17 protein-coding genes, 1 tRNA gene and 1 riboswitch are annotated in these 23,527 nt (G+C 67.6%); of the genes, 8 read left to right on the plus strand and 10 right to left on the minus strand.

Annotated elements, in window-relative coordinates; all coding sequences use genetic code 11:
- The first annotated feature begins 1 nt into the window (after window position 1).
- The 4 genes from ISP17_RS14420 (at window position 2) to ISP17_RS14435 (ending at window position 7,183) form a co-directional block, all read left to right on the plus strand.
- Window positions 2-3,478, plus strand: a complete 3,477-nt coding sequence (locus ISP17_RS14420; protein ID WP_404634377.1) for a DEAD/DEAH box helicase family protein — start codon at window positions 2-4, stop codon at window positions 3,476-3,478.
- Window positions 3,479-3,519: 41 nt separating this feature from the next.
- On the plus strand, window positions 3,520-4,434 hold the full coding sequence (locus ISP17_RS14425) for a restriction endonuclease (protein ID WP_404634378.1): 915 nt from the start codon (window positions 3,520-3,522) through the stop codon (window positions 4,432-4,434).
- Between the two features lie 57 nt (window positions 4,435-4,491).
- A complete protein-coding gene (locus ISP17_RS14430) occupies window positions 4,492-5,331 on the plus strand; it encodes a helix-turn-helix transcriptional regulator (protein ID WP_404634380.1) in 840 nt (279 codons plus the stop codon).
- A gap of 130 nt (window positions 5,332-5,461) precedes the next feature.
- On the plus strand, window positions 5,462-7,183 hold the full coding sequence (locus ISP17_RS14435) for a serine hydrolase domain-containing protein (protein WP_404634382.1): 1,722 nt from the start codon (window positions 5,462-5,464) through the stop codon (window positions 7,181-7,183).
- A gap of 178 nt (window positions 7,184-7,361) precedes the next feature.
- Here the strand turns inward: ISP17_RS14435 and ISP17_RS14440 are convergent, their stop codons facing one another.
- The gene (locus ISP17_RS14440) at window positions 7,362-7,715 is read right to left on the minus strand and encodes a hypothetical protein (RefSeq protein WP_404634384.1); all 354 of its coding nucleotides are present in this window, start codon (window positions 7,713-7,715) and stop codon (window positions 7,362-7,364) included.
- A gap of 305 nt (window positions 7,716-8,020) precedes the next feature.
- Here ISP17_RS14440 and ISP17_RS14445 point away from each other — a divergent pair, with 305 nt between their 5' ends.
- A complete protein-coding gene (locus tag ISP17_RS14445) occupies window positions 8,021-8,464 on the plus strand; it encodes a hypothetical protein (RefSeq protein ID WP_404634386.1) in 444 nt (147 codons plus the stop codon).
- 358 nt (window positions 8,465-8,822) lie between these two features.
- Window positions 8,823-11,471: a M1 family metallopeptidase gene (locus ISP17_RS14450; RefSeq protein WP_404634388.1), complete on the plus strand. Its 2,649-nt coding sequence runs from the start codon at window positions 8,823-8,825 to the stop codon at window positions 11,469-11,471.
- Between the two features lie 424 nt (window positions 11,472-11,895).
- Here the strand turns inward: ISP17_RS14450 and ISP17_RS14455 are convergent, their stop codons facing one another.
- The 6 genes from ISP17_RS14455 to ISP17_RS14480 form a co-directional block, all read right to left on the minus strand.
- Complete coding sequence (locus ISP17_RS14455; protein ID WP_404634390.1) at window positions 11,896-12,327, minus strand: type II toxin-antitoxin system death-on-curing family toxin; 432 nt, start codon at window positions 12,325-12,327, stop codon at window positions 11,896-11,898.
- Window positions 12,328-12,342: 15 nt separating this feature from the next.
- Window positions 12,343-12,564: an AbrB/MazE/SpoVT family DNA-binding domain-containing protein gene (locus ISP17_RS14460; protein ID WP_404634392.1), complete on the minus strand. Its 222-nt coding sequence runs from the start codon at window positions 12,562-12,564 to the stop codon at window positions 12,343-12,345.
- A 235-nt stretch (window positions 12,565-12,799) separates the two neighbouring features.
- On the minus strand, window positions 12,800-14,029 hold the full coding sequence (locus ISP17_RS14465; RefSeq protein ID WP_404634394.1) for a carbohydrate porin: 1,230 nt from the start codon (window positions 14,027-14,029) through the stop codon (window positions 12,800-12,802).
- Window positions 14,030-14,089: 60 nt separating this feature from the next.
- Complete coding sequence (locus ISP17_RS14470; protein WP_404634396.1) at window positions 14,090-14,464, minus strand: hypothetical protein; 375 nt, start codon at window positions 14,462-14,464, stop codon at window positions 14,090-14,092.
- A gap of 24 nt (window positions 14,465-14,488) precedes the next feature.
- Window positions 14,489-15,256 carry a LytR/AlgR family response regulator transcription factor gene (locus tag ISP17_RS14475; protein WP_404634398.1) on the minus strand — a complete coding sequence of 256 codons (768 nt, stop codon included), beginning with the start codon at window positions 15,254-15,256 and terminating at the stop codon, window positions 14,489-14,491.
- Window positions 15,253-16,515 (minus strand): sensor histidine kinase, encoded by a 1,263-nt coding sequence (locus ISP17_RS14480; protein WP_404634400.1) that lies wholly within the window; start codon window positions 16,513-16,515, stop codon window positions 15,253-15,255. Before ISP17_RS14480 ends, ISP17_RS14475 begins: the two co-directional genes overlap by 4 nt.
- Before the next feature lie 219 nt (window positions 16,516-16,734).
- On the opposite strand from ISP17_RS14480, the gene ISP17_RS14485 reads away from it, so the two are divergent.
- Window positions 16,735-18,816 (plus strand): putative bifunctional diguanylate cyclase/phosphodiesterase, encoded by a 2,082-nt coding sequence (locus ISP17_RS14485; RefSeq protein ID WP_404634402.1) that lies wholly within the window; start codon window positions 16,735-16,737, stop codon window positions 18,814-18,816.
- A 63-nt stretch (window positions 18,817-18,879) separates the two neighbouring features.
- Here the strand turns inward: ISP17_RS14485 and gcvP are convergent, their stop codons facing one another.
- Window positions 18,880-21,771 (minus strand): aminomethyl-transferring glycine dehydrogenase, encoded by a 2,892-nt coding sequence (gcvP, locus tag ISP17_RS14490; protein ID WP_404634404.1) that lies wholly within the window; start codon window positions 21,769-21,771, stop codon window positions 18,880-18,882.
- Window positions 21,772-21,812: 41 nt separating this feature from the next.
- Window positions 21,813-21,919, minus strand: a riboswitch (glycine riboswitch).
- Window positions 21,920-22,152: 233 nt separating this feature from the next.
- Here gcvP and ISP17_RS14495 point away from each other — a divergent pair.
- Window positions 22,153-22,575 (plus strand): VOC family protein, encoded by a 423-nt coding sequence (locus ISP17_RS14495; RefSeq protein ID WP_404634406.1) that lies wholly within the window; start codon window positions 22,153-22,155, stop codon window positions 22,573-22,575.
- An 8-nt stretch (window positions 22,576-22,583) separates the two neighbouring features.
- On the opposite strand, the gene ISP17_RS14500 is transcribed toward ISP17_RS14495, so the two are convergent.
- The gene (locus tag ISP17_RS14500; protein WP_404634408.1) at window positions 22,584-23,189 is read right to left on the minus strand and encodes an HAD family hydrolase; all 606 of its coding nucleotides are present in this window, start codon (window positions 23,187-23,189) and stop codon (window positions 22,584-22,586) included.
- A 76-nt stretch (window positions 23,190-23,265) separates the two neighbouring features.
- A tRNA-Leu gene (locus tag ISP17_RS14505) sits at window positions 23,266-23,350 on the minus strand.
- Window positions 23,351-23,527: the final 177 nt, after the last annotated feature.

Below are 23,527 nucleotides of genomic sequence, written 5' to 3' on the forward strand. Positions count from 1 at the left end.
CATGACCAATTTCCAGTTCCTCCTCCCTGAGTTCAAACCGCTCTACGAGCCGGCCAAGGGCGCGGAGCAACTGGTCTATTCCGACCCGCGCGCCTGCTGCATGCGTACCCGTCATGCGCTGGAGCAGGCGGTGCACTGGCTGTACGAGCACGACCGCGACCTGCGCATGCCGTACGACAGCGGCCTCAACGTGCTGCTCACGGATCGGGACTTTGAGCGACTGCTGCCACCGCATATCCACCAGAAGACCCGGCTGATCCAGAAGCTGGGCAACCAGGCGGTGCATGCCGGCCAGCCGATCGGGCAGCTGGATGCGCTGCGTCTGGTGCGCGAGCTGTTCCACGTGCTGTTCTGGCTGGCACGCAGCTACACCCGCGCCAGCGACCCCAAGTCGCTGGAGGCGAGCTTCGACGAAAAGCGCGTGCCGCGGCTGGTGCGCGCCGACGAAGCCATCGCATTGACCCGCGAAGAGCTGAAGAAGCAGGAGGCGACCTTCCAGCAGCAGATCGCCGCCCAGCACGCCGCGCTGGAGCAGCGCGAGGCGGCGATTGCCGAGCAGGCCGCCACGCTGGCGGAGCGCGAGGCGCTGCTGGCACAAGTCAACGCGGATCTGGCGGCAGCCCGTGCCGAGCTGGCCCAGGCCAAGGCCGCCAACATCGCCGTGCCCGACACGCACGACTACGACGAGGCGGACACGCGCCGCTTCTTCATCGACGTGCTGCTGCGCGAGGCCGGCTGGACGGTGGGCGGCAACGCCTCGGTGGAAGTGCCGGTGACCGGCATGCCCAACAACCAGGGCGAGGGCTTCGTCGACTACGTGCTGTGGGGCAAGGATGGGCTGCCGCTGGCCGTGGTCGAGGCCAAGCGCAGCCTGAAAGATCCAGACGTGGGCCAGCAGCAGGCCAGGCTCTATGCCGACTGCCTGGAGGCCGAGAAGGGCCGGCGACCGCTGGTCTTCTACACCAACGGCAACAGCACCTGGTTGTGGGACGATCGCCGCGCCCCGCCACGCGAAGTACAGGGCTTCTACATCCGCGAGGAGCTGGAGCTGGCGATCCAGCGCCGGGGCATGCAGGACGACCCGCGCGCGCTGGCGATCAACACTGCCATTGTCGAGCGCCCATACCAGCACCGCGCCATCCGTGCGATGGTGGAGTCGCTGGCCAGCGGCCGCCGCGCCGGCCTGCTGACCATGGCCACCGGCACCGGCAAGACCCGCACCGCCATCGCGCTGGTGGAGCTGCTGATGCGCGCCAACTGGGTCAAGCGCGTGCTGTTCCTGGCCGACCGCGTGGCGCTGGTGAACCAGGCGGCCGGCGCGTTCAAGGAGCACCTGCCGGACTCCAGCCCGGTGAACCTGGTGACCGAGAAGCACGGGCAGGGCCGGGTGTACCTCAGCACCTACCCGACCATGATGGGCCTGATCGACCAGATGGACGGCGATACCCGCCGCTACGGCGTCGGGTATTTCGACCTGGTGATCGTCGACGAGGCGCACCGCAGCGTGTACCAGAAGTACGGCGCGATCTTCCGTTACTTCGACAGCTACCTGGTGGGCCTCACCGCCACCCCGCGCGACGAGGTGGACCGCGACACCTACCACCTGTTCGGCCTGGAAACCGGCGTGCCCACCGACGCCTACTCGCTGGACGAGGCGGTGGCGGACGGCTTCCTGGTACCCCCGAAGGCACATTCGGTGCCGATGAAGTTCGTGCGCGAAGGCATCAGGTACGACGAGCTGAGCGACGAGGAAAAGGAGCACTGGGAGTCGCTGGACTGGGGCGACCGCGCCGGCGAGAGCGAGGAGGCGCCTAGCGAGGTGGCCGCCTCCGACATCAATAAGAAGCTGTTCAACGAGGACACCGTCGACAAGATGCTCCGCCACCTGATGGAGCACGGCCTGAAGGTGGAGGGCGGCGACAAGCTGGGCAAGACGATCATCTTCGCGGTGAACCAGAAGCACGCCGAGTTCATCGCCAAACGCTTCAACCATCACTATCCGCACACCAACGGCGAATTCGCCCGCGTGATCACCCATGCGGTGAGCTATGCGCAGAGCCTGATCGACGACTTCGGCAGCAAGCTCAACAAGCTGCCGCAGATCGCCATATCGGTGGACATGCTGGACACCGGCGTCGACGTGCCGCAGGTGCTGAACCTGGTGTTCTTCAAGGCGGTGCGCTCGAAGGTGAAGTTCCTGCAGATGATCGGCCGCGGCACGCGCCTGTGCCCGGACCTGTTCGCGCCGGGCGTGGACAAGACCGACTTCTACATTTTCGACTTCTGCGCCAACTTCGAATACTTCAACGAGAACCCGAAAGGCGCGTTGGGCGGGCTGGCCGAGCCGCTGGGCAAGCGGCTGTTCAAGGCGCGGCTGGATCTGCTGTCGCTGCTGCCGGACGGGAAGGGTGACGAGGCCCATCCGCTCTCCGATGGCGTGGGTGGCTACGACAAGCTGCTGTTCCTTCGCGAAGGGCTGACCGACGAGCTGCACGGCGAAGTAGCGGCGATGAACCTGGACAATTTCATCGTGCGCACCGAGCGCGAGCACGTCTCGCGCTTCCGCGAACGCGAGCAATGGAAAGCGCTGGACGATTCGGCGTTGGGCGACCTGCGCGGTCATGTGGCGGGCCTGCCCAGCGAGCGCGAGCCCGAGCACATCACCGCCAAACTATTCGACCTGATCTGCCTCAACCTGCAGCTGGCGCTGGTGCGCTCTACCGCTGACTTCGTCGGCTACCGCGACAAGATCATCGACCTGGCCAACGAGCTGGAGACCAAGGACACCATTCCGGCGGTGCGCTCCGAGCTGGCCCTGATCCAGGACGTGCAGTCCGAGGAGTTCTGGAAGGACATCACCCTGCCGATGATCGAGCAGGTGCGCCGCCACCTGCGCGGGCTGATCCAGTTCATCGAGCGCAAGTCGATCAAGCCGGTCTACAGCGTGTTGACCGACGAGATCGGCGAGGCGACGCCCGTCGTGCTGAAGGACTTCAGCACCGGCATCAACCTGGCCCAGTACAAGAAGAAGGTGGAGGCGTACATCCGTGCCAACGAGAACCACGTCGCCATCGCCAAGCTCAAACACAACAAGCCGCTGACGCCCACCGACCTGGGCGAGCTGGAGCGTTTCGTCTACGAGTCCGAGCCGGTGGAAAGCCGCGCACGCTTTGAGCAGGTGTTCGGCAAAGCGCAACCGCTGACCGTCTTCATCCGCTCACTGGTAGGCCTGGATCGCAACGCGGCCAAGGAAGCTTTCGGCCAGTTCCTCGACGAAAAGCGCTACACCAGCCAGCAGATCCGCTTCGTCGACATGATCATCGACCGCCTGACCCAACGCGGCGTGATGGAGCCGGGCCACTTGTACGAGCCACCCTTCACTCGTTTTCATCACGAGGGTCTAGACGGGACATTTGGAGACAGTGACGCGGACGCTATCCTTGATGTACTGGCCGACATCAATCAGAAGGCGGCCTAGTTCGGCGGCCCGAGTTCTTTCATCGTAAGGAAGCGTCATTCATGTCCGTTCCGACCTTTGACCAGTTCATTGAACCGATTTTGCGTTTTCTAGCCTCGCATCCCGGTGGAGTGGCGACAAAGGAAGCTCAAGATGCTGCTGCTGATCAACTTGGGCTAACCGAGTCCCAGCGCCTCGAGTTCATTGCAAGTGGCCAAGCGATGTTTCGGAACAGGGCCAATTGGGCGCATGACAGGTTAAAGCGAGCTGGACTCTCCAGCAGCGCAAAGCGCGGCTTCTGGGTCCTGACTACAGAAGGTGCCAGCTACGCAGCATCCCATCCGGCTCCGCTTTCGGAGGCAGAGGTGGAGCATTTGGCCGTTGGCTTTATGGACGTGAAATTGAAAGCACCGGACGAGGTGACCTTGCCTGGTAAGGAAAGCGTGTCGCCGGCCGCCGCGACGGCGAGTCCAGATGATCGCCTTGAGCAAGCGTTGAGCGAGCTACGAGATTCGGTTGCTTCTGATCTCCTCGACCGGCTCAAGCAGACATCTCCAGGTCGGTTCGAAGTAATTGTGCTGGATGTCCTTCACCGGCTCGGCTACGGCACTAGTCGTGAAGATCTTCAGCGAGTTGGTGGATCCGGCGACGGCGGTATCGACGGGGTGATTTCGCTCGACAAACTCGGCTTGGAGAAGGTCTACGTGCAGGCGAAACGCTGGCAAAGCAGCGTGGGACGGCCCGAGTTGCAGGCCTTTTATGGCGCCTTGGCGGGGCAGAAAGCCAAGAGGGGAGTCTTCATCACCACATCGGCCTTTACGCCCCAAGCGGTCGACTTCGCCAAGTCGGTCGAAGGTATCGTCATTGTCGACGGGGCGCGTCTCGTTTACCTGATGATGGACAACGAAGTGGGTGTCACTTCTAGGGTTGTTAGAGTGCCAAAGGTCGATAGCGACTACTTCGACGAAGAAAGCTGACTGCTGCAGAAAATTTCTCTGCTCAGGCCTTGGCCGATGAAATAATCTGGGGAAACCATGCGGTCCGTACGTCCGTTATCGATCTTCCCCCAAGGCCACTTCCTCGGTCGCACCGAAACCCGCTGGTCCGCGGGCGGGTTCGCGCTGGCGCGGATGGTGCCGACGGTGCCGGAGCATGAGGTGCATGAGCACACGCATGCAGAGGCGCATTTCGTGGTGTTGCTGCGGGGCGAATATCTCTCCAGCGCGGAGGGGGCGCCGGCGTTGGCGCGCGAGCCGCTTGTGGTCTACAACCCGCCGGGCACGCTGCATCGCGACCGGTTTCGGGGTGACAGTGCAGGCGGAGAGTTCATGACGGTGACGCTGGGCATGGATACGTTGCGCGATTACGCGCAGGCGGTGGCCTTGCCGGATCGGCCTCGCGCGTTCGCGGCGCATGAGGGGCTGGCGTGGCGACGGCTGGCCGGGTTGGCGACGACAAAAAGTGACTCGGAAGGTCTGCTCACCGAATCGCTGTGCGCTGAACTTTTAGATGCGGCTTCGGAGCCGCTGCGCGACCGGCGCGAGCATCTGCCGCCGTGGCTGTGGCGCGTGCGCGAATGCCTGCACGACGACTGCGGCAGCGAGCTTTCGCTGGGTGAGCTGGCCGCGGTCGCCGGGGTGCATGCGGTGCACCTGACGCGCAGCTTCCGTCGCCATTTCGGCTGCACGCCGGGCGACTATCTGCGTCGCTGCCGGCTGGCCAAGGCGGCGGCGCTGCTGACCACCTCGCGTGAGGCGCTGGTCGACGTGGCCGCCCGCTGCGGCTATTTCGACCAGGCGCATTTCGCACGTAGTTTTCAAGCGGCCTTCGGGCGCACGCCGCGCGCCTACCGCCACGCGGTGGCCGACGCCTGACGCGGCAGGTTTGCCGGATACAAGAATGCACGGAGGTGCAGGGCTAGCATGCCTGCGCAAGGCCCGGCTTTGGGCCGCACCACAACGGAAAGGGGATGGCATGCGCTTGGGCAACGGTTGGGCTGGGACGATGGCGGGGCTTTTGGTGATGCTGGCGGTGCCGGCGCGCGCGGCAGTCAGTCCCGAGGATCTGGTCGGGCTGTGGGGCAACGAAACCCAGATGACCCAGCCGGTGGCCGGGCGGCTGGTGCTGGATCTGCGCGGTGCGGCCGGCGAAGCGCACATCGGCGGCATCACGGCGCCGGTGTCCCAGTCGGGCGATGACGTCCGGGTGGCGCTGGCGGTCGGCCTGGGCACGTTTCGTGGCCATTGGTCCGCCGACCGTGCGCGCGTCGACGGCTTCTGGGTGCAGCCGCCGTCTGCCTTGCGGAGCGCGTATGCCACGCCGCTCACGCTCACTCGATCGCAGCCGGGCGTGTGGATGGGCACGGTGCAGCCGCAGGCCGAGCGTCTGTCGCAATACCTGAAGATCGAAAGAGGCGCCAACGGTGCCCTGCGCGCCTTTTTGCGCAACCCCGAGGCCAACCTCACGCGCGAGCGCTGGATGACGGTGGCACTGGATGGAGACTCGGTGACCTTCGGCGATCCCGGCCGGCCGCGCTGGCAGCTGCATGCGAGCTACGACGAGGAGACCGGACAGCTGCAGGTGAACTGGCAGGGCATCGGCGTGTTCGCCTTCACCAAACGCGATCGCGCGAATGCCATCGGCTTCTACGCCAGCACGCCGCAGGCCGGCACGCCAGCCTGGCGCGCGCCGCTCACGCTGGGCGACGGCTGGGGTACGGATGCCCCCGCACCGTCCGGCTTCGATACGAAACAGCTGGATGCGCTGCTGGCGCGTGTGCTGCAGAGCGACGATGCGGGCACGCCGCAGGTACAGTCGCTGCTAATCGCCCATCGCGGCAAGCTGGTGGTGGAGCGCTACTTCCACGGCTTCGATGCCGATCAACCGCACGACAGCCGCTCGTCCGGGAAAACCTTCGCGCCGCTGCTGGTGGGCCTGGCGATGGCGCAGAGCAAGGCGTTCACGCCCTCCACGCCGCTGCGCGACGTGCTGCCGGCCTACCGCGACGCGTTCGGCAGCGACCCGCGCAAGGCCCGCATCACGGTGGCAAACCTGATGACGATGACCTCGGGCCTGGCTTGCGACGACGGCGACGACAAATCGCCCGGCAACGAGGACGCCATGCAGAGCCAGCAGGCGCAGGCCGACTGGTATCGCTACACGCTGGCCTTGCCGATGCTGCGCGAGCCAGGCGGCGACAAGGCGGTGTACTGCTCGGCCGGGATCAACCTGCTGGGCGCGGTGGTCGCCAAGGCCACCGGCGCGTGGCTGCCGGATTTCTTCCGCCGCACCGTGGGCGATCCGCTGCAGATGCGCGATTACCACATCAACCTGATGCCCAGCGGCGATGCGTATCTCGCCGGTGGCATCTACATGCGCCCACGCGACATGCTCAAGCTCGGCCAGCTCTATCTCGATGGCGGGCGCTGGCACGGTCAACGCATCGTCGACGCTGCGTGGGTCGAGGCCTCCACCAAGCACCACAGCGCGTTCACGCCGGACCATGCGTACGGCTACGGCTGGCACCTGCACACGATGACGGTGGCCGGGCATGCGTATCGCGAGTACGCGGCCGAGGGCAATGGCGGTCAGTTCGTGATCGTGGTGCCGGAGCTGGAGTTGGTGGTGGGGATCCAGGCCGGCAACTACGGCGACTTCGCCACCTGGTACAAGCTGCAGGACCTGGTGCCGACGTTCGTGATCCCGGCGCTGCGACGGGCTCGCTGAGGTTGCAGAGTCAGCGTTCGCACCCGATGTGGGCTGCGATGCACGGATTGACAGCTTGCCTGACTGGCTGACCGATCGTGGACGTGGCTTGGCGCACGTGGGCCGTGCTTCACCCGGCATGACGTGGTAACGAACGAGGCCCCGCATCGCGGGGCCTCGTTCGTTTCAGGTGGCTAGCTCAATGCCTGCGCTGCTTGCGGATATGCCGGCTGTTGCGGTTCTCGGCGCGGTTGAGGTGCGCGGTTTCCTTCTTGGTGAGGTGGCCATTGTGGCGGGCTTCGTCGGCGCTGGCGCGCTGGGCGATGTTGGCGTCGTGCTTTTCGTCGCGGGCGGCCTGCTTCGGCGTGATGGTGCCGTTGGCGACGCCCTTGTCGATGCGCTGCTGCTGGTTGTCGACGCGCTTGTTCACCTCGTTGACGCGCGGGTGGTGGGGCACGGGGGTTGCCTGCGCCGCGGCGCCGGTGGCGGCGGCGAGGGCGCCGGTGGCGAACAGGGCGATGAGGCTGTGGCGAAGGGTGCGGTTGAGCGTCATGGCTGGGTCCTTTCAGTGCGGTGGTGTGGAATGAACCAACGGTCGTAACTTCATGCGCGACAAGCGCTTGCGGCGTTTCTGCATCGATGCCGGCGGACAGTAACGGTGGTTGCGGCAGGAGCGTTGACGTGCGTGCAGCGACGGATATCGGCGATTCAGTCTCGCGGCGATGCAGCATGTCGGGCGGCTGCGATCACGCACCCAGGCGGTCGTGTCCCGTCGAGGCGCAACAACTTTTCCACGTGGCGGCAACCTGGCGGAGCAGAGCATGCGACCTCCGTCCCCCCCACCACAGGAGCACCTCCATGGCCCACACCGACATACCCAAAGGCAGCAGCAAGAAAGCATCCCCACCGGTCACCGCTCACGCGACTCCGGTGGCACCGACGTCGGCGAAGTCGGGCAAAGGCAAACGCGCCGCCCGCGCATCGCACAACGCCGACGATGCCATCCGCATGGCCACGCAGCCGGAGGGCGGCGTGGGCGGCCAGAGCGGCACCGGCCAGCGGCAGCCGCATCACCGCGTCGACGAGGCCGCGGGCAAGCAGGCCGCGCAGGCGCAGACCTCCGAAGAGACCCAGCTGCCCGAGCCGCCTGCCGGGCCGGGGTATCAGAGCGGTGGTCGCGGGCTCGACCGCGAGCAGCAAGTTGCCGAGCGCAAGCAGCGCGAGAGCGGCGTGGGCAAGACGATGGATCAAGGCCCCGGCCTCGATCCGCCGCCCGGCGCGCCGCTGCATCGTCGGCATTAGGGCGGCCGGCGCCCGCCAGCAGGTTGCGTGGCGACGGATCGCACGCGGCGTGTGCACGGGCATCGACTGCGTCACGGTGTGATGAGCCGCCCGCGCGGGCCTGCCCGCGTGGGCGGCATGGATCTCTGACAAGGCTCCGCATGGCGGGGCCTTTTTTCATGGGTGCGCCACTGACGCTGCGGTGGCATGACGACACCGTGCGCGAGCGGCGGTGGCGGACGCCGCCCCATGACTTCCGGCGGTGTCCGCCAGCGCGCCGCGCACGTCACTATCGAGGTGTTTCGAGGGGTACTTTCCGGCTTCGCGATGCCGCCGTTGGGCGGTGCGTGGGGCGTGTTCGATTTGCAAGGGAGAAGTCATGCGTCGTTATCTTGTTTCCGCCATTGCGTTGGCCCTGGCCGGCGTGTCGATGGCCCCGCTCGCGGCCACCGTCAAGGCGCCGCCGATGCGCGAGGCCACCACCCAGCTGCCGCGTGGCGTGGTGCCGTTGCACTACGACGTGGCCGTGGTGCCGCACGCCGACAAGCTCAGCTTCGACGGCAAGGTCACGATCACGCTGAACGTGCTCAAGCCCACCAACAGCATCACGCTCAACGCGGCGGACCTCACGTTCTCCGAGGCCACGCTGACGCCGACCAAGCTGAAGATCATGGTGGGCAAGCCGAAGGTGTCGGTGGATGACAAGGCGCAGACGGCCACGTTCACCTTCGATCACCCGATTCCCGCCGGCGAGTACCGCCTGGCGATGACCTACACCGGCAAGATCGGCACCCAGGCCAATGGCATCTTCGCGCTGGACTACGACACCAAGGCCGGCAAGAAGCGCGCGCTGTACACGCAGTTCGAGAACTCCGACGCGCGCCGCTTCATCCCCTCGTGGGACGAGCCGAACTACAAGGCCACCTTCGACCTCACCGCCACCGTGCCGAGCGCGGACATGGCGGTGAGCAACATGCCCATCGTCTCGAAGAAGGACCTGGGCAACGGCATGACCGAGGTGCACTTCGGGCAGTCGCCGAAGATGTCCACCTACCTCTTGTTCTTCAGCGTGGGCGAGTTCGAGCGCGCCACCAAGATGGCCGAGGGCACCGAGATCGGCGTGATCGCGCAGAAAGGCATGGTCGACCAGGCCGACTTTGCGCTGGAGTCGTCCGCAGCCGTGCTGCACGAGTACAACGACTACTTCGGTGTGAAGTACCCGCTGCCCAAGCTGGACAACATCGCCGCGCCGGGCCAGAGCCAGTTCTTCTCGGCGATGGAGAACTGGGGCGCGATCTTCACCTTCGAGTACTCGCTGCTGCTCAACCCGACGATCTCCACCCAGGGCGACAAGCAGCGCGTGTTCAACACCGCCGCGCACGAGATGGCGCACCAGTGGTTCGGCGACCTGGTGACCATGAGCTGGTGGGACGACCTGTGGCTCAACGAGGGCTTCGCCTCGTGGATGGCCGAGCGCACCACCGAGAAGCTGCATCCGGAGTGGCACACCAACCTCGACCTGGTCGGCACGCGCGAGGGTGCGATGTCGCTCGACGCGGTCGCCACCACCCACCCGGTGGTGCAGCACGTGGAGACGGTGGAGCAGGCCAGCCAGGCGTTCGACTCGATCACCTACTCCAAGGGCCAGGCGGTGATCACCATGCTCGAGGCCTACGTGGGCCCGGAGACCTGGCGTACCGGCGTGCGCAACTACATCAAGGCGCACGCCTACGGCAACACGGTCTCCGATGACCTGTGGAAGTCGGTGCAGGCGGCGGCCGGCAAGCCGATCACCCAGATCGCGCACGACTTCACCCTGCAGCCGGGCATCCCGCTGATCCGCGTGCAGACCACCGCCTGCAACGCCGGCAAGACCGAGGTGCTGCTGAGCCAGGGCGAGTTCACCAAGGATCGCCCGAACAAGAAAGCGCTGCGCTGGCACGTGCCGGTGATCGCCAAGACCCTCGACGGCAAGCCGGTGACCACCGTGGTGGACGGCAAGGGCTCGGTGACCGTGCCGGGCTGCGGCCCGGTGCTGGTCAACGCCGGCCAGACCGGCTACTACCGCACGCTGTACTCGTCGGCGCAGTTCGCTGCGCTCAAGAGTGACTTCGCCAAGCTGGCGCCGATCGACCAGCTCGGCCTGATGGGCGACACCTGGGCGCTGGCGATGGCCGGCCAGGAGCCGGTGGCCAACGTGCTGGAACTGGCCAAGGCCATGCCGGCCGACGCCGATCCGCAGGTGTGGGGCGAGGTGGCCGGCTACTTCAACGCCATCGACAGCTACTACAAGGGCGACGAGGCGCGCCAGACCCGCTTCCGCGCGTTCGCGCTGGAGCGACTGCGCCCGGTGTTCGCGCGCATCGGCTGGGAGGCCAAGGCCGGCGAAAGCGTGCCGACCGCGCTGCTGCGCACGCAGATGATCGGTACCCTGGCCAGCCTGGGCGACAAGGACGTGATCGGCGAAGCGCGCCGCCGCTTCGCCGCGCAGAAGACCGACCCCAAGGCGGTGCCGGTGCCGCTGCGCAAGACCATCACCGCCATCGTCGCCCGCAACGCCGACGCCGCCACCTGGAACCAGCTGCACGACGAGGCCAAGGCCGAGACCACGCCGCTGATCAAGGACCAGCTCTACGCCATGCTGTCGGTGGCCAAGGATGATGCGCTGGCCAAGCAGGCACTCGACCTGGCGCTCACCCCGGAGCCGGGTGCCACCAACAGCGCAGGCATGATCCGCATCGTGTCCTACGACCACCCGGACATGGCGTTCGACTTCGCCGTGGCGCATCGCGAGCAGGTGGACAAGCTGGTCGACTCCACCTCGTCCAGCCGCTACTACCCGGCGCTTGGCGCGAGCTCGTTCAAGCCGGAGATGATCGACAAGATCAAGGCGTACGCCGATGCGCACATCGCCGAGGGCTCGCGCCGCGTGGCCAACACGGTGATCGCCAACATCCAGTACCGCATGATGATCCGCAACGATCGCCTCTCGGACGTGGATGCCTGGCTGGCGAAGAACGCCGACTGATTGGTTTACAACCTGAGTGATGAAAGAAGCCCCGCGATGCGGGGCTACTTTTTTGGTCCTCCGGGCGTGCGCCCTATCGCGCACCATCAAGAGGGGTGACCGGCTTGCCCGGTTGAAAAGCCCTTGCTGCATTCGCGGGAACGACGGCCACGGAAGTCCGCCGTCGTTTCACATCTGCAGTGCGCATGGCACCCCTGTAGGAGCCCGCTCGCGGGGGATGCTCCCGTTCTGATGCGGCATCAAAGCCAAAAGCATCGCCCGCGAGCGGGCTCCTACAGGGGATTGCAGTACCCCTCGCGGGAGCTGCCTGAGTGCCGTTGGTGTGGCGAATCCGGGCGGAAGACTTCTGCCGCGACAGTGGCGTGGCGCGCCACTTCGACGTCAACACCCCGAGCCCGCTGCAGCGATTCTCTCAACGCGATGCTCAACGTCGCGCGTAACGGGGCGCCGCTTCGTTCACCTGTGGATCGCCAGCCAGGATGAGGCGCGGTCGCAACCAGTCGGCGAACTCCTGCTCGGTGAGGCTGCCTTCGGCGAGGGCGACCATTTGGACGTATTTCTCCTCGTCGCTCGCCTTCAATTCCGCATCGTTGAGAGCGAGGAACACGCGATAGCAGACGTGGGCGGTGCGCTTGTTGCCGTCCATGAACGGATGATTGCGGGCGAGGCCGAATGCGAGGCTCGCCGCGAGGTCGGCCAGATCCGGTGGCGGATCGCCGTAGCTGTACCGGTGTTCGGGCCGCCCAAGTGCGGAGTCGAGTAGCCCCTCGTCGCGTACGCCGGGAATGCCGCCGTGTTCGGCGAGCTGGCGATCATGGATGGCGAGGGCAAGCGTCTTTCCGATCCAGACAATCATGATTGCGCCTCCGCTCTACTGCGCCAGTTTGTGCAACACGAGGCGGTCTTCGCGCATGATTTTCTCGGCCACCTCCATCTGCTGCGCCAGCGTGGGATCGAACGCAGTCAGCCGTACGCCGTCGGGGGTCTCGATGGCATACAGCTCGTCGCCTTTTTCCAACCGCAACCGGGCCAGCAATTCCTTGGGCAAGATGACGCCGGCGGAATTGCCGATGCTGGTGATCTTGAGCTTCATGGCGGGCTCCGCATGATGGTTATAACGCATGTTATACCGCGTGTCGGAGCAGGGACAAGCTGGCCGCCGCGGGGGCTGGACTCATCCTGCAAGCGCGGCGGCTCTGCCATCCGGAGCGCCATCACCCCATCGTTCATCTTCTGTAGGAGCCCGCTCGCGGGCGATGCTTTTCGGTTTGATGTGGCATCGGAGCCAGAGCATCGCCCGCGAGCGGGCTCCTACAGGGAAGGGCGGGTTACAGGTCGGTGGACAGTTCGAAGCGCAAGCTGAACACCAGGGCGTTGCGCACGGTGGGGTCGGTGTCCGGGTGGATCACGTACTGCAGGTCCGGCTGCACGGCGAGCCACTCGGTCGCCTGGGCCAGGTAGCTCAGCTCGATCGAGCGCTCGGTGGCGGTGATCGGCCGCGGCGCCTGTTGTTGCCGGTAGGGGCGCCCGTTGCGCGCCACCGCGATGGCCAGGCCCAGCTCGTCCTGGCGGCGCTGCTCGAACGGGCCGGCCAGTACGGCACCGGCACCGACATAGCGGCCGAAGCGTGCCACCGCCGGATCGCCCGCGCCGAACTGCGCGAACAGCGAGAGGCTGTGGCGGCTGTCGCGCGCGTCGCGTGCCACGGTGCGATCGGCCACCGCGTAGTAGCCGGAGGCACCGTGCTGGCGCGCCGCGCCGGAGGCGGGTGCGAGCCGGTCGAACGTGGTGGTGTAGTGCCATGCGCCGATGGCGAGCTTGCCGGCGTACATCGGCAGCATGGCGTTGCGGCCGATGCGCAGGCGCGCATCGCCGGGCGGGCGCGCGCCGGGGCGGTCGAGCAGGGCAAGTTCGGCCACGTAGAGAAGGCCATCGTGGGCCCGGAAGGCGCGCAGCCGGTTGCCATCGCGGATCAACGGCACGCCGTCGAGCACGGCCGCACGCAGCACCACACCCTCGGCCGGCTTGTACGCGACGCGCGCGCCCAGCGCCGTGCGCGGAAAGATCGACGGCCCGTCGACGCCGGTCTGCGCGAACTCCGGGCCGATGCCGAACGCGCTGTTGAGAAACAGCCCACCGGATTGCGTGCGGTCGAACTCGCTGTTGACGTCGTACAGCCCGGCCAGCACCGAGACGTTCGCGTTGGCGAGGTTGTGCTCGATCCAGGCCTCCTCGAGCTGCAGGTTCGGCGGTGCGCTGAGGTTGCTGACGCCCATCGCGTCGCCGACGAAGGCGCCGGGCTGGCCGCCGTGGATCCACAGCGCATCGACGTAGGCGTGGGTGCCGGTCCAGCCGAGCGCGCGCTCCAGGTCGAGCCTGCTGCGCAGGTGCAGGTTGCCGACGTAGGTGGACGAGCGCGCCACGCCGCCGTCGATATTGCCGATGGCGGCGCCGTCATAGGTGAGGGTGGTATTGGCCCAGCCGGTGTCGTCGGCGCGGGCCTGGGTTGTCGCCAGCGCCAGCAGGGCGCCCAGTGCGATGGCGATGCGCTGAGGCATGGGGCGGCTCGCGGGGAGGTGCGCGAAGTATAGGTGCCCGGGCGAGCGAAGCAGCGACGATCAGGACGCCGGCGGCAGCGGCTGGCAGCGCGCATCCACTGCGGCGGTGTCGGCACGCACGCATACCTGCACGGTGGTCGGCAGGTCGGTGACGTCCTGCTCGGTGCCGGTGGCGACCGTCAGTTGCCGCAGAGGCGGTTGGCGGCATTCGCCCTGGCCATCGCAGTCCCTGGCGAACACGGTGTAGTGGCAGCTGCCGCCAAGGGCGGTGCGGCAGTCGAAGCGGGCGCGGCTGGCGAGAATCTCCACCTGGCTGTCGAGCAGGTCCACGCCGTTGGCGGTGGTGCGCTGGGTGAAGCTGCGGTGCGGGTGGTCGCAGCCGAGCATGCTGGCGACAAAGGCGAACAGGGCGACGAGGCGGTAGATCGTGTACATGGCGATGTCCTCGCGAAAGGCCGCTCACATGGTCCGGAACAGCACCATGAAGGGCTGGCTGACGGTGAGCGTCTCCGGGCGGTTCTTCAGCCGCAGCAGGCCGCGGCCGGTGTCGTCGCGCACGATCGAGGCGACGGCCTTGAGGTTGACGATGGTGGAGCGGTGGATCTGCCGGAACGCGTGGGCGTCGAGTACTTCCAGCAGCTCGCGCAGCGGCGTGCGCAGCAGCGCTTCGCCCTCGGCGGTCATCGCCACCGTGTATTTGTTGTCGGCGCGGAAATAGGCGACGTCGTCGACCATGATCAGTCTCGTCTCGCGGCCGGTGCTGGCAGTAATCCAGGTCAATGGAGGAGCCTTTGGTGTGGTGGCCGCGCCCTGCGCGAGATCGCGCAGCAGCTGGCCGAGGTCGGTCGGCAGGCGGCCGCTGGCCAGCCGCGACTGGATGCGCTGCACGGTGGCGGCGAGGCGTTCGGGCGTGACCGGCTTGAGCAGATAGTCGATGGCGCCGCGCTCGAACGCATCGATGGCGTACTGGTGGTAGGCGGTGGTGAACACGATCTGCGTGCCCGGGCTGCTGCCCGCGGCGGCGGCGGCGACGTCCATGCCGGTGAGGCCCGGCATGCGGATGTCGAGGAAGGCCACTTCGGGCTGCTGTTCGGCGATCGCCTCCAGCGCGCTGGCGCCGTCCTCGCATTCGGCGACGATCTGCAGCTGCGGCCACGCCTGCCGGAGCAGTCGCACCAGCTCGCTGCGCAGCAAGCCTTCGTCTTCGGCAACGACGGCGCGGGTCATGGCGTCACCTTCGACGCGTCGGCCGGCGCGGCAGCCACGGCCGGCACGGTGATGGTGGCGGCGACGCCTTCGGGCACGTTGGCGACCACGGCCAGCGAGGCGCGCTCGCCGTAGAGCAGGCGCAGGCGCTCGCGCACGTTCTTCAGGCCGATGCCGGTGCCGCCGGTGGCGACGCCGAAGCCCTGGCCGTTGTCGGCCACGGTGACCATCACGCGGTCCTCGTCGCGGCGGGCGAAGATCCACACGGTACCGCCGCCGGGCTTGGGTTCCAGGCCGTGCTTGATCGCGTTCTCCACCAGGGTCTGCAGCATCATCGGCGGCAGCGCGATGGCGCGCAGCGCATCGGGCACGTCCACCTCCATCGCCAGCCGCGCGCCCATGCGGATGCGGATGATCTCCAGGTAGGCGCGGGTGCGTTCCAGCTCGTCGCCGAGGGTGGACAGCGATTCGTCGGAGCTGGGCAGCGAGTGGCGCAGGTACTGGATGAGGTGGCCGAGCATGCGGTCGGCCTGCGCCGGATCGGTGCGGGTGAGCAGCTGCGCGCTGGCCAGCGTGTTGTAGAGGAAGTGCGGTTCCACCTGCGCATGCAGCAGGTTGAGGCGGGCGACGGTGAGCTCCTTCTCGGTGGCGGCCTGCGCGGCGGCCCGCTGCTCGTTGCGACGGTGCTCGGCGACACGGCGCGCGATGGCGCGGGTGACCGCCTCGGCGTTCTCCAGGTTGGTGCCATCGTCGACACGGAACCAGTCGCTCCACGCGGCCGCCTCCGGCTCGCACAGCAGCGTGACGCTGCCGGTGCCGTTGACCGGGGTGACCGTGGCGGTGATCTGGTTGCGCAGGCTGCCCAGCCAGTCGGCCGGATTGAGCCGCTGCACCCAGTGGCGGCCGTAGGGCTGCGGGCGACGGATCTTGGCGCGCACCTGCAGGCTGTCGCGGGCGCTCTCCACCTCCTCGATGCGCGGCAGCTCGCGGATCGCCGCGTCGATCAGGTCGAACGCCTCGCCGGCTTCGAACGGGATCTCGATCCGCCGACGCTGCCGGTTGGCCAGTGCGCTGGAGTCGACTTCCCCGGCGATCAGCCGCACCCGGCCCAGGTGCGAGAACGCGCCGGTGATCACGAAGGCGAGAGTGATGAAGTAGACCAGCGGGATGAGGTGTTGGTCGTGGTAGCCCGGCGTGGCACTCCAGAACAGGCTGCCCACCAGGAACAGCGCCGACCAGGCGAGCGCGATGCGCAGGACGAAGAACAGGCTCTTGAACATGGCACGGCCGGCGTTGGAAGGATGGTGCAGAGCTTAATCGTGCTCGGTACCTGCCTCGGGGCCGCGGCGACGAAACCGTCGTGCGGGCGACGAAGGCGCCATGCCGCGGAGCGAAGACGGGGTGGGTGGTCGCGATGCGGCGTGGCGAAAGCTCAAGACGTGTCATGTGTTGCCGCTATGCTTGTGATACCCCTTATCCCTCGGGCCCCCGCGGCGTTCATGATCGGCAGCTTTCACCTCGTCCTGGCGCTCCTCGCCCCGCTGATCGGCGCCACCACGGTCTATCAGGCGTTCGACATCGCGCCGCGGCTGGCCGCCTCGCACGAGCGCTGGCAGCGCGTGAGCTGGTACGTGGTGGGCATCTGGATGGTGGGTCTGGGCATCTGGGCGCAGCATTTCGTGGGCGTGCTGGCGCGCGTGCCGCAGCTGCGCAATGGCCTCGATCCGCTGCTGTGCATCGCCTCGGGCCTGCTGGCGCTGCTGCTGGCCGGCGTCGTGCTGGTGGTGACGAATGTCGCCACGCTCTCGCCGCGGCGGCTGCTGGTCGGCTCGCTGGCGGCGGGGGCCTGCGTGCTGCCCATGCACCTGCTGATGGTGGCCTCGCTGCACCTGCCGGCGGTGCGCGTCGGCGACGTCGATGCGATATGGGCCTGGTACGGACTGACCTGCGTGGTCGCCGCCGTCGCGCTGCGACTGGTGCATGTGTTCCGGGCACGCCACAGCCGCTCGCTGCGTCGGCGCATTCCGGTAGCCGCGGGCGTCGCGCTGGTGCTGGTCACGGCATTGCACGTGGCCATGCGCGTGTCCGGCGCGCGTTTCCCCGGCGGCGACGACGCCGATTCGGCCGCCGTGGTGTGGGTCGGCATGATGATTGGCGTGGTGGCGCTGGTGTCGATGGGCACAGCGATCGGGCTGTCCGAATGGGTCACCCGGCTGTACCGGCGCACGCGCAGGCTGGCCGGGTCGCTGGACGATCTCAACGACCGCCTGCGCTACCTGGCCACCCACGATGCACTTACCGGGCTGCCCAACCGCGTGACCCTGGTGGAACGGCTCAGGCGCGCGCTGGAAGGGGCACGGGCGGGGCAGGGCCACGTGGCCGTGCTGTACATCGACCTGGACGGGTTCAAGAACATCAACGATTCGCTCGGCCACGGCGCCGGCGACCAGCTGCTGTGCGCGGTGGCCGAGCGGCTCACCGGGCAGCTGCGCTACGACAGCGTGGCCCGCGTCGGCGGCGACGAGTTCGTGGCCGTGCTCGAGCGCATGCGCGCACCGGAATCGGCGCACGGCATCGTCGAGCGCGTGCTGCAGGTGATGCAGGACACGTTCGTGATCGAGGGCACCTCGCTGTGCGTGACGCCCAGCATCGGCGTGGCGCATTTTCCGCAGGACGGCGAGGACGTGGAGGCGCTGATCGCGCATGCCGACGTGGCCATGTACACGGCCAAGCAGTGCGGCCGCAACGGCTACAGCATCTACGACACCAGCATGCGGCAACGCGCCGAGCGGGCGCTGACGATCCAGCGCGGCCTGCTCACGGCGATCGAGGATGGCTCGCTGTCATTGCATTTTCAGTCCAAGTACGACGCGCGTACCGGGGCGATCGTCGGCGCCGAGGCGCTGGCGCGCTGGACGCATCCGGAACTCGGTGCGGTGCCGCCGATGGAGTTCATCGCGGTGGCCGAGCGCAGCGGGCAGATCGGTCGCATCGGCGAGTGGGTGATCCGCGAGGCCTGCCGGCAGATCGAGGACTGGCGAGAGCGGGGGCTGCCGCCGATCCGCATCGCGATCAACCTGTCACCGCTGCAGCTCAACCAGCCGGGCCTGGTCGACACCGCCGCGCGCATCGTCGCCGAGGCCGGCAGCGATCCCTCGCTGATCATGTTCGAAGTGACCGAGAGCATGGCGATGGAAAACGCCGAGCGCACCACGCTGATGCTGCAGAACTTCCGCACCCGCGGCTTCGAGTTCGCCATCGACGATTTCGGCACCGGCTATTCCAGCCTGGCCTACCTGCAGAAATTCCAGGTGCGCCAGCTGAAGATCGACCGCTTCTTCATCCAGGCGCTGGACGAGGGCGGCACGGAGGCGCGCGCGATCATCGCCGCGATCATCGAGCTGGCCCACACGCTGGCGATGGAGGTAGTGGCTGAAGGCGTGGAGACCGCGACGCAGGCCGAGCTGCTGCGCACGCTGGGCTGCGACCAGGTGCAGGGCTATTACCTCTCGCTGCCGATGCCGCCGGACGAGTTCGAGCGGCGCTGCCTCCTGGGCGCGCCGGTGTCCTTGCCGCTTTGAGGCGGGCCAAAAGCGAAGCCCCGCCGGAGCGGGGCTTCGTTTGCAGCGCATCGCGTGCGCGGCTTACATCACGTTCGGTTCGCTGAACGCCTCGATCTCGCCCTTGAAGGCCTCGACCGGGATGCACGCGCACATGATGTTCTTGTCGCCGTAGACGTTGTCCACGCGCGCGACCGGCGGCCAGTACTTCTGCAGCTTCAGGCTGGGCAGCGGGAAGGCGGCCAGTTCGCGCGGGTAGGCGTGGGTCCACTCGCTGCCGGAGACCATCGCGGCGGTGTGCGGGGCGTGCTTGAGCGGGTTGTCGTCGCGGTCGAGCTTGCCCTGTTCCACGGCGCGGATCTCCTCGCGGATCTGGATCATCGCGTCGATGAAGCGGTCCAGCTCGTGCTGGCTCTCGCTCTCGGTCGGCTCGACCATCAGCGTGCCGGCCACCGGGAAGCTCAGTGTGGGCGCGTGGAAGCCGAAGTCGATCAGCCGCTTGGCCACGTCCTCGGCGCCGATGCCGGTGGCGTCCTTGAGCGGGCGCAGGTCGAGGATGCACTCGTGCGCCACCAGGCCGTTGCGGCCGGTGTAGAGCGTCTTGTAGTGCGGCGCCAGCCGCCTGGCCACGTAGTTGGCATTGAGCAGGGCCACCTGGGTGGCGCGGCGCAGGCCCTCGGCGCCCATCATGGCGATGTACATCCAGCTGATCGGCAGGATCGAGGCGCTGCCGAACGTGGCCGCGCTGACCATGCCCACCGCGCCATCGGTGCCCAGCGCCTTGGGCAGGAACGGCGCCAGGTGCGACTTCACCGCGCAGGGGCCGACACCCGGGCCGCCGCCGCCGTGCGGGATGCAGAAGGTCTTGTGCAGGTTGAGGTGGCTGACGTCCGAGCCCCACTTGCCGGGCTTGGCCACGCCGACCAGGGCGTTCATGTTGGCGCCGTCGGTATACACCTGGCCGCCGTGCTGGTGCACGATCTGGCAGATCTCGACGATGTCTTCCTCGAACACGCCGTGCGTGGACGGGTAGGTGACCATCAGCGCGGCGAGGCGGTCGGAATACTTCTCGGCCTTGGCGCGCAGGTCGGCCACATCCACGTTGCCGTTGGCGTCGCAGGCGGTGACCACCACGGTCATGCCGCACATCTGCGCGCTGGCCGGGTTGGTGCCGTGGGCCGATTCGGGGATCAGGCAGATGTCGCGATGCGCTTCGCCGCGCGAGCGGTGGTAGGCGCGGATTGCCAGCAGGCCCGCGTATTCGCCCTGCGCGCCGGAGTTCGGCTGCAGGCTCACCGCGTCGTAGCCGGTGCACTCCACCAGCATCGCCTCGAGGCCTTCGATCAGCTGCTTGTAGCCCGCGGCCTGGTCGGCCGGCGCCAGCGGATGGATATTGCCGAACTCGGGCCAGGTCACCGGGATCATCTCGGCGGTGGCATTGAGCTTCATGGTGCACGAGCCCAGCGGGATCATCGTGCGATCCATCGCCAGATCCTTGTCCGCCAGCATGCGCATGTAGCGCAGCAGCTCGTGCTCGCTGTGGTGCGTGTTGAACACCGGGTGGGCGAGGAAGTCGCTGGTGCGCACCAGCGCAGGCGGCAGCGCGTCGGCGGTGGCGGCATCGAGTGCGTCGATGCTGTCGATCTCGGCGCCGAACAGGCCCGCCAGTGCGATCACGTCGGCGCGGGTGGTGGTCTCGTCCAGGCTGATGCCGATGGCGGTGCCGTGGATCTGGCGCAGATTGATGCCCAGCGCTTCGGCGCGTGCGTGCACGGCGTCGGCGTCCACACCGGTGATGTGCAGCGTGTCGAAGAAGTGCTTGCCCACTGCGACGCCAGCGTTGCGCAGCGCGGCGGCGAGGATCGCGGTGAGTCGATGCGTGCGGCGCGCGATGCGGGTCAGGCCCTCGGGGCCGTGGTACACGGCATACATCGAGGCCATCACCGCCAGCAGCACCTGCGCGGTGCAGATGTTGGAGGTGGCCTTCTCGCGGCGGATGTGCTGCTCGCGGGTCTGCAGGGTGAGGCGATAGGCCGGCTTGCCCTCGGCGTCGACCGAGACGCCGATCAGGCGGCCCGGCATCGAGCGCTTGAACGCGTCGCGGCAGGCCATGAAGGCGGCGTGCGGACCGCCGAAGCCGAACGGCACGCCGAAGCGCTGGCTGTTGCCGATCACGATGTCCGCGCCCCATTCGCCCGGCGCCTTGAGCAGGGTGAGTGCGAGCAGGTCGGTGGCCACCGCCACCAGGCCACCGCGGGCGTGCACGGCGGTGGCGACGGCGGCGTAGTCGTGGATCTGGCCGAACGTGTCCGGGTACTGCAGCAGCACGCCGAAGCTGTCGACGGTGGCGGCCTCGGCGTCATCGCCGATCTGCAGGTCGATGCCCATCGCCTCGGCGCGGGTGTGCAGCACTTCCAGCGTCTGCGGGTGCACGCCGCGGGACACGAAGAACAGGTTGCTCTTGGACTTGCACGAGCGCTTGGCCAGCGTCATCGCCTCGGCCGCGGCGGTGGCCTCGTCCAGCAGCGAGGCGTTGGCGATGTCCATGCCGGTGAGGTCGGCGCACATCGTCTGGAAGTTGATCAGCGCCTCCATGCGGCCCTGCGAGATCTCCGCCTGGTACGGCGTGTAGGCGGTGTACCAGGCCGGGTTCTCCAGGATGTTGCGCAGGATGACGTTCGGCGTGTGGGTGCCGTAGTAGCCCTGGCCGATGAAGCTCCGGAAGACGGTGTTCTTCGAGGCGATCGCGCGGATCTTCGCCAGCGCCTCCACCTCGGTGACCGGGGCGGGCAGGGCCAGCGGCGCGGGCGACTTGATCGAGGCGGGCACGATCGCGTCGGTCATCGCATCCAGCGAGGGCTGGCCGATGACGTGGAGCATGCGGGCGATCTCGGTGTCGTTCGGGCCGATGTGGCGCTCGATGAAGGCACCGTGGTGCTCGAGCTCGCGCAGCGAGGGAGAGGAAGACTGGCTCATGGCTGGGGGCATCCGGGAATACACGTGCCGTGCCGCACGCGGGGCGCCCCTCTGTCCTTTTGCCTGAGAGTTTGGAGGCGGGCGATTTGCTGCCGCACCTGGTGCCCCTTCGGCGCCGGATTCAACCGGTCTCTCCAGAGTGTTTGCGCACGATGGTTTTTGGGCCTGAGCGATTACGGGCGTTGCGCCTTCGGCAGCGATCGATCCGGTGAGGGGCCGAACGCTTCTCCCATCGTGCGTTTACCGCGCGGATTATACAGGCCGGCGCGCCGCTGTCTGGCCGGTCGGTGCTGCCGGCCGGGTCGATTCAGGCGCGGGTGGTCGGATGCGTCGTCGTGTCGCGGCGTCTACCATGCCGGCTCCGATCCCCGGAGTGCGCCCATGAGCCAACCGCCCTTCCAACTGGAACACATCGACCACGTGGTGCTGCGCGCTCGCGACGCCGAGGTGCTGTGCCGCTTCTACTGCGACGTGCTGGGATGCCGCGAGGAGCGTCGGCAGGACGAGATCGGCCTGGTGCAACTGCGCGCCGGCAGCTCGTTGATCGACCTGGTGAGCGTCGACGGCAAGCTCGGCCGCCACGGCGGCCGGGCGCCGGACAGCGAAGGCCACAACATGGACCACCTGTGCCTGAGCGTAGCCGGCTACGACGAGGCGGCGATCGTGGCGCACCTGCACGCGCACGGCGTGCGGCTGGGCAGCATCGGCTCGCGCTACGGTGCGCGCGGCGAGGGGCCGTCGATCTACTGCTTCGACCCGGAGGGCAACATGGTCGAGTTGAAGGGCCCGCCGCACGCGGGCTGAGGCAGGGCTCAGGCCAGCGCCGCGTGCAGGCCGAGGCAGTCGTCGAAGCGCCAGTCGGTGAGCTCGGGCCAGGGATTGCCGGGCAGGTTCACCAGCACACTGGCGGCGCCGGCGGCGCGGGCGCAGGCCAGGTCGTAGGCGTAGTCGCCCACCATCACCAGTTCGCCGGGCCGTACCGTCCAGCGCGCGGCGAGGTGGTGCAGGCCGGCCGGGTCCGGCTTGGGCGCGGCATCCTCGCGACCGAGCACGTCGACCGGATCGAAGCAGTCGGCCACGCCGATCGCTTCCAGCGTGATCAGGGCCAGTTCGCGCAGGTTGCGGGTGAGGATGCCGAGCCGGCAGCCGCGCGCGACCAGGCCGCGCACGAGTTCCGCCGCGCCGGGCGCCGGCCGCGAGGCGTGGGCCAGTTCGCGTTCGTGCTCGAGCAGCCAGGCCCGCTTGGCGCGGGCATTGGCGTCGGGCAGGGAGGCAATGTGCGCCAGGATGTCTTCGTCGTCGCGGATCTCGAGCGCGCGGCGGATCGCCGTAAAGTCGTGCATCGCCACGGTGAGCGTGCCGTCCATGTCGAACACCCAGTGGCGGCGTGTGGCGAGGGCGTGGGTCGAGGCGGGCATCGGCGGTTCATCCGCTGCGGCACGCATGAACCGCAGAAACGACGAAGCCCGCATCGCTGCGGGCTTCGTCTACAATTGGTGCCCAGGAGAGGACTCGAACCTCCACGGTTTTACCCGCTAGTACCTGAAACTAGTGCGTCTACCAATTCCGCCACCTGGGCAGGTGGTCCGCGCAACCTTTCGGTCAGCGCGAGCCGCGTAGAGTAGGCACCTCCCTGAGGGTTGTCAACTATCCTGTCACAGAATCTTCCCGCGCCGATCGCCTCGGGCATCGCGCTCTCAACAAGGCAACTGAGTGACCAGAAAAAAATCCAACCGCGCCGACAAGGGCACCGCAC

Source organism: Dyella ginsengisoli (genome assembly GCF_044904665.1).
Lineage (GTDB): Bacteria > Pseudomonadota > Gammaproteobacteria > Xanthomonadales > Rhodanobacteraceae > Dyella_A > Dyella_A ginsengisoli.

Coding starts and splice junctions, on each gene's coding strand:
- ISP17_RS14435 (WP_404634382.1), top strand. CDS start 5,462: ATGGCGGGGCTTTTGGTGATGCTGGCGGTGCCGGCGCGCGCGGCAGTC.
- ISP17_RS14495 (WP_404634406.1), top strand. CDS start 22,153: ATGAGCCAACCGCCCTTCCAACTGGAACACATCGACCACGTGGTGCTG.
- ISP17_RS14455 (WP_404634390.1), bottom strand. CDS start 12,327: ATGATTGTCTGGATCGGAAAGACGCTTGCCCTCGCCATCCATGATCGC.
- ISP17_RS14440 (WP_404634384.1), bottom strand. CDS start 7,715: ATGACGCTCAACCGCACCCTTCGCCACAGCCTCATCGCCCTGTTCGCC.
- ISP17_RS14470 (WP_404634396.1), bottom strand. CDS start 14,464: ATGTACACGATCTACCGCCTCGTCGCCCTGTTCGCCTTTGTCGCCAGC.
- ISP17_RS14475 (WP_404634398.1), bottom strand. CDS start 15,256: ATGACCCGCGCCGTCGTTGCCGAAGACGAAGGCTTGCTGCGCAGCGAG.
- ISP17_RS14430 (WP_404634380.1), top strand. CDS start 4,492: ATGCGGTCCGTACGTCCGTTATCGATCTTCCCCCAAGGCCACTTCCTC.
- ISP17_RS14450 (WP_404634388.1), top strand. CDS start 8,823: ATGCGTCGTTATCTTGTTTCCGCCATTGCGTTGGCCCTGGCCGGCGTG.
- ISP17_RS14500 (WP_404634408.1), bottom strand. CDS start 23,189: ATGCCCGCCTCGACCCACGCCCTCGCCACACGCCGCCACTGGGTGTTC.
- ISP17_RS14465 (WP_404634394.1), bottom strand. CDS start 14,029: ATGCCTCAGCGCATCGCCATCGCACTGGGCGCCCTGCTGGCGCTGGCG.
- ISP17_RS14420 (WP_404634377.1), top strand. CDS start 2: ATGACCAATTTCCAGTTCCTCCTCCCTGAGTTCAAACCGCTCTACGAG.
- ISP17_RS14480 (WP_404634400.1), bottom strand. CDS start 16,515: ATGTTCAAGAGCCTGTTCTTCGTCCTGCGCATCGCGCTCGCCTGGTCG.
- ISP17_RS14445 (WP_404634386.1), top strand. CDS start 8,021: ATGGCCCACACCGACATACCCAAAGGCAGCAGCAAGAAAGCATCCCCA.
- ISP17_RS14485 (WP_404634402.1), top strand. CDS start 16,735: ATGATCGGCAGCTTTCACCTCGTCCTGGCGCTCCTCGCCCCGCTGATC.
- gcvP (WP_404634404.1), bottom strand. CDS start 21,771: ATGAGCCAGTCTTCCTCTCCCTCGCTGCGCGAGCTCGAGCACCACGGT.
- ISP17_RS14425 (WP_404634378.1), top strand. CDS start 3,520: ATGTCCGTTCCGACCTTTGACCAGTTCATTGAACCGATTTTGCGTTTT.
- ISP17_RS14460 (WP_404634392.1), bottom strand. CDS start 12,564: ATGAAGCTCAAGATCACCAGCATCGGCAATTCCGCCGGCGTCATCTTG.